We start from the raw sequence: 4488 nt of genomic DNA on the forward strand, positions 1-4488 counted from the left end.
CGCCGAACTCGGCCGGCAGCGCCCGCCAGGAGATGTTGTGCACGGTGAAATAGTGCATGGCTTCGAGGAACTTGCGGTCATCGCGCCCGTTGTCGCCCCGTCGCGACCGGCAGGCGCGGAACACCTCCAGCGCCACCGCCCAATCCTCATCCGTCATCCGCGTCAGCATGGTCGACCTCGCCAAAAGCCGACCCGCTATGAATCACCGAAAGGACAAAAAGGGAATCCCCTCCCGCTCAACCGGCGCGAAACCGTCCACACCGCCTAATTGCGTGTGTCGGAAACGAATTGGGTCAGTCGGCACGGAAGCGCCCCATGCCGAAATACGTTGTGAGGCTCGTGATGGGCTTCCAGTCCAGCGCCGATCTTGCGCTCGCTGGAAACTGGCGATGGGCCCGCATCTCGTTGATGCAGGGCACCCACCTGCACATCAGCATCAGCCGCGCATTGCAGCGGATGGCGGGCATAATGGTCGGCGCCGCCCTAATCTGGCCTATCCTAGCCCAGGAGCCGCCGATGTGGAGCGTGATCGCGGTTCTGTTCTTCTTGCAAGTTGCTACCGAGATGATCCATGGCACTGGAACGGGTGTTCGACCCACTGGTGGGCGCCGGCTTCGGCATCATCCTGCGGTAGCGTGTTCGACGACGGCAGGATCCATCTCGTTCGCCATCACGCACCACACGAGGACCGCGAGGGAGTTTGACCACCGCACTGTCTGAAGCTGAACGTCTTCTATTAAATCCTAAGCAATGTCTTTTCTTGGCGCAACGAAGTCTCCGCCTGGCGCGAGGCGCGCCAATGTGGGTCCGTTCTCGAACGAGGCGACCATCATCCGCCCAATCCGCACATGCCCCGTGCGCGAATTCGCGGCACTGGAAACCATCGCGCCCTTGGGCGATGATCGCCTGGCCGGCTTGCTGGCTCTTGCCGCCAGCTGATGCTTCCGGTTTGCGGTGGTGAGGCCCGCGATCACACCGTCAACGATATCATGCCCCAGAATACGATTCTCGCAGCGAGGGACGCAAAATGACACGAAAGTTTCTCGTCGCGGCAACGCTCCTCACCATCGTGACGGCACTCATGGCTCAGCCGGAGAAGTCAACCGCGCAGGCACTTGCGGCAAGCGACGTGCGCGCCATCACCAAAGAGTCGGTCATCTATGGCTTTCCGCTGGTCGATAATTATCGCGTTCTGTACTCATACTTCGTCGACGCGAAGAATAATGAATTCAAGGCGCCTTGGAATGCACTTTACAATGTTGCGCGGGTCTTCACGCCCGACGACAAGGCGATCCAGACCCCCAATTCGGATACCCCCTATTCGTTTCTGGGCGCAGATCTGAGGGCTGAGCCGCTCGTCCTGTCGGTGCCGGACGTCACCAAGGACCGCTATTATTCGCTCCAGTTCATCGACCTTTACACCTATAACTTCGCCTATGTCGGCAGCCGCGCGACCGGCAATGCGGCAGGCAACTTCCTGCTCGCCGGACCGGGCTGGAAAGGCGAGAAGCCGGACGGCATCAAGGAGATCATCCGCTCGGAAACCGACTTTGCGTTCGTCCTGTACCGCACCCAGCTCAAAGGTCCCGACGACGTCGAGAACGTCAAGAAGATCCAGGCAGAGTACAGGGTTCAGCCGCTATCGAAGTTTCTCGCCGAGCCGGCTCCCGCGGCGGCGCCGAGGGTCGACTTTTTCAAGCCAGTGACGGCGGAAGAGGAGCGCAAGTCGCTGCGCTTCTTCGACGAGCTGAACTTCATCCTGCAGTTTGCGCCGCCCCATCCGAGCGAAGTGGAGCTGAGGGAACGTCTTGCGACGATCGGAATCGTGCCCGGCAAGCCGTTCTATGCAGACCAGAAGTCCGCCGAATTCCGCCAAGCCGTTTCGGAAGGCATGGCGGACGCCTGGAAAGCTCTTGCCGATTTCAAGGCACAGGAAATCGACACCGGCAAGCGGACCTCCGCCGACGGATTCGGCAATCGGGAATTCCTGAATGGCGATTATCTCGGCCGCATGGCCGCGGCGGCGTTCGGTATCTACGGCAATTCGAAAGAAGAGGCGATCTATCCCGCCTATTTCGTCGATTCCGAGGGGCGACCCCTCGATGGCGCAAAGCATCGGTACACATTACGCTTCGGGCCCGGCGAGTTGCCGCCGGTCAAGGCCTTCTGGTCACTCACCATGTATGAACTTCCCGCGAGCCTGCTCGTCGCCAATCCGCTCAAGCGGTACCTGATCAATTCGGCGATGCTGCCGGGCCTGAAGCGTGATGCCGACGGTGGCATCACGCTCTACCTCCAGCACGATTCGCCCGACAAAGACGCGCAGTCCAATTGGCTGCCGGCGCCGGCCGGTCCCTTCTGGGCAACAATGAGGCTATACTGGCCGCAGCCCGCTGCGCTCGACGGGAAATGGAAGGCCCCGCCGCTCGAACGCGCGGCGCAAAACTGAACGAGGCCCCATGATGAACATGAAGCAGACCTTCGCCGCTTTGTTGATGAGCCTCGCTGGGACACTGCCGGTGCGCGCCGATCCGGCAGTTGCGATCCCGGTTTCGACCGACAATTTCGTTCGTGCCGAGTCGGACCTCTACTTTGCCGGGATCGTCAAGAATGGCGGTTTCGGCAAGTTCGACCACACGCGGGAGCCTGCGCCAATCGACAAGCAGACCGTCATTCGCCTCAACCGGGACACGCTCTACTCGTCGGCGGTGTTCGATCTCGACGCGGGTCCCGTCACGATCACGCTGCCGGAAGCCGGCAGCCGGTTCATGTCGATGCAGGTGTTCGACGAAGACCAATATACCCACGGCGTCCATTACAAGCCGGGCAAGTATACACTCACCAAGAAGGACATCGGCACCCGTTACGCCGCGGTCGCCATCCGCACGCTGGTGAACCCGTCCAATCCTGAAGATGTGAAGAAGGTGCATGCGCTGCAGGACGCGGTCACGGCAAGCCAACAGGCCACCGGCAGCTTTGAGATCCCGAACTGGGATCAGGTCTCCCAGAAGAAGGTGCGTGATGCGATGCTGTCGCTCGCGACATTGCTGCCCGACACGAAGCGCATGTTTGGCAGCAGGGAAGATGTCGACCCGGTTCGCTTTGTGATCGGTGCCGCCATGGGCTGGGGCGCCAACCCTCCCAGCGAAGCACTCTATCTCAACGTGACCCCGGCCGAGAACGACGGGAAGACGGTCTATAAGCTCAAGGTGAACGACGTTCCAGTCAACGGCTTTTGGTCGATCAGCGTCTACAATGCGGAAGGCTATTTCCAGCCAAACGACCTCAACGCATACTCGTTGAACAACGTCACGGCGAAGAAGGACAAGGACGGCTCCATTGAAGTCCAGTTTGGCGCATGCACCGGGAATTCGATCAACTGCCTGCCAATCGTGCAGGGCTGGAACTACATGGTCCGCCTTTACCGGCCGCATAAGGAGATCCTGGACGGGACGTGGAAGTTCCCCGAGGCGACACCCGTGGAGTGATGCGTTCGTTGACGGCAGCTCGGCTTAAGCCCACTAGGCAGCGGACTCATAACGCGTTGATCCAGATGCGTGTTGCGGCGAGCTTGATGGCTGCGAGGAAGTTTTCCGGGCGGCGATCGTAACGCGTGGCGAGGCCACGCATCTGCTTGATGCGGTTGAAGAAGCGCTCGATCTGGTTCCTCTGGCGGTAGAGCCATGGGCTGAAGGCGAAGGTCCGCTTGCGGATGACACGTGGCGGCACATTGGCGAAGGCGCCGCGCTGTGCCGTCTCGGCGCGGATGGCGTCGGTGTCGTAGGCCCTGTCGGCGAGAAGGATGCCTCCCGTGGCGAGGCGGGAGAGCAACTCGCGCCCCGCCGGCGCGTCGCCCGCCTGCCCGGCGGTGAGCAGGAGGTGGATCGGCCGGCCTTCAGCGTCGACCAGGGCGTGGATCTTGGTGGTCAAGCCGCCCCGGGAGCGTCCCATGCAACGATCGTTGTCGCCCCTTTTTTAATCGCGGCACCGTGTTGGTGCACGCGAACGCAGGAGCTGTCGATCATCACGATGTCGCCGTCATAGGCGGCGGAAACCGCTTCCAGCAGCCGGTCCCAGACCCCGGCCGCCCGCCCGCGCACGAAGCGGTTGTAGAGGGTTGTGCGCGGGCCATAGCGCTCCGGCACATCCCGCCACGGCGCACCGGTCCGAAAGCGCCGGAGGATGCCGTTGATCACCCTGCGGTCATCTACCCGCGCAACACCGCGCACCTTGTTCGGCAGCAGCGGTGCGATGATCGCCCATTCCTCGTCTGTCAGTTCGTGACGGCGCATCTCTCAGGCTCCCGGTTCGGGAGCTTGAATCACGACAAGTCCACCCACGCAAATTTATGGGGCCACCGCCTAGAGCGTTTTCCTCGCGTTTTGATTTGGCTGGGCTTCCCAAATCTGCGGCGTTCTGATTCAAGCTTCGTGTCGGAGAGGGAGGCCGACATGCATGGCCAGGACGCTGTCTTTGGACCTGCGGGAG

General features: G+C 61.5%; 5 protein-coding genes. 3 read left to right on the forward strand and 2 right to left on the reverse strand.

Annotated features, from left to right (window positions below):
- A partial coding sequence (locus tag FBQ73_RS23520) for a transposase (protein ID WP_138399710.1) occupies positions 1-169 on the reverse strand: 169 nt, incomplete at its 3' end.
- A gap of 146 nt (positions 170-315) precedes the next feature.
- Between FBQ73_RS23520 and FBQ73_RS11820 the strand changes: the two genes are divergently transcribed.
- The 3 genes from FBQ73_RS11820 (at position 316) to FBQ73_RS11830 (ending at position 3488) form a co-directional block, all read left to right on the forward strand.
- Positions 316-720, forward strand: a complete 405-nt coding sequence (locus FBQ73_RS11820; protein WP_138399711.1) for an FUSC family protein — start codon at positions 316-318, stop codon at positions 718-720.
- 307 nt (positions 721-1027) lie between these two features.
- Positions 1028-2449 carry a DUF1254 domain-containing protein gene (locus FBQ73_RS11825; RefSeq protein ID WP_138399712.1) on the forward strand — a complete coding sequence of 474 codons (1422 nt, stop codon included), beginning with the start codon at positions 1028-1030 and terminating at the stop codon, positions 2447-2449.
- Between the two features lie 19 nt (positions 2450-2468).
- Entirely contained in the window at positions 2469-3488 is a 1020-nt protein-coding gene (locus FBQ73_RS11830) for a DUF1254 domain-containing protein (RefSeq protein WP_138399714.1), read from the forward strand.
- Positions 3489-3534: 46 nt separating this feature from the next.
- Here FBQ73_RS11830 and FBQ73_RS11835 read toward each other — a convergent pair.
- A protein-coding gene (locus FBQ73_RS11835; protein WP_170218864.1) for an IS5 family transposase occupies positions 3535-4292 on the reverse strand; the annotation gives its coding sequence in 2 pieces (ribosomal slippage) (positions 3535-3977 and positions 3977-4292; 759 coding nt in all).
- Positions 4293-4488 lie beyond the last annotated feature (196 nt).

The organism is Xanthobacter autotrophicus, from assembly GCF_005871085.1.
Classification (GTDB): domain Bacteria; phylum Pseudomonadota; class Alphaproteobacteria; order Rhizobiales; family Xanthobacteraceae; genus Xanthobacter; species Xanthobacter autotrophicus.

Excerpts from the sequence above, each read along its gene's own strand:
- FBQ73_RS11820 (WP_138399711.1), top strand. The coding sequence starts at position 316 with ATGCCGAAATACGTTGTGAGGCTCGTGATGGGCTTCCAGTCCAGCGCC.
- FBQ73_RS11825 (WP_138399712.1), top strand. The coding sequence starts at position 1,028 with ATGACACGAAAGTTTCTCGTCGCGGCAACGCTCCTCACCATCGTGACG.
- FBQ73_RS11830 (WP_138399714.1), top strand. The coding sequence starts at position 2,469 with ATGAAGCAGACCTTCGCCGCTTTGTTGATGAGCCTCGCTGGGACACTG.